2 pseudogenes are annotated in these 500 nt (G+C 72.2%); both read right to left on the reverse strand.

Annotation, left to right across the window (positions count from 1 at the left end):
* Positions 1–212, reverse strand: a pseudogene (locus B2742_RS09785) (hypothetical protein); the annotation flags it as partial.
* 59 nt (positions 213–271) lie between these two features.
* Positions 272–500: pseudogene (locus B2742_RS09790) on the reverse strand (adenylate kinase); the annotation flags it as partial.

Raw genomic sequence — 500 nt, forward strand, 5'->3', positions numbered from 1 at the left:
TGGGTGCGCGCGGGCGCGACCGGCGGCGGCGGGGGCGGGGGCGGTGGCCGGTACAGAAAGACGCTGACCGTCGGCGGCTGCTCGGGCGGCGGGAGCGGCGCCTCGGCGCGGCCCATCACCGAGAAGACCGCCAGATGGGCCAGGCTGACGCCCACCACGAAGCCCAGCTTGCGCAGCCGGTCGGCGTTCAGCAACGGAGGTTCAGGTTTCACACGCCGATCCTTATCACGCACGACTGAACGCGCGGGACGCCGGTTCGGTCAGGCGGGGTTCAGGCGGCGGGGCCGTCCAGCACCGCGTCGATGGCGGCCGCGACGGCGCCAATGGCGCCCATGCCGTCAATCTCGCTGAGCAGGCCCCTGTCGGCATAGTAGGGCAGCAGGGGCGCGGTGTTGCGATTGTAGGCGTCCAGCCGGACCTTGAAACTGTCCGGATTGTCGTCGGGACGGCCCTGGTCGGCGAAACGGACCGCGACCCGGTCCAGCAGGGCGGCGTCGTCG

Source organism: Brevundimonas sp. UBA7664 (genome assembly GCF_002483305.1).
In the GTDB taxonomy this organism is placed as follows: Bacteria; Pseudomonadota; Alphaproteobacteria; order Caulobacterales; family Caulobacteraceae; genus Brevundimonas.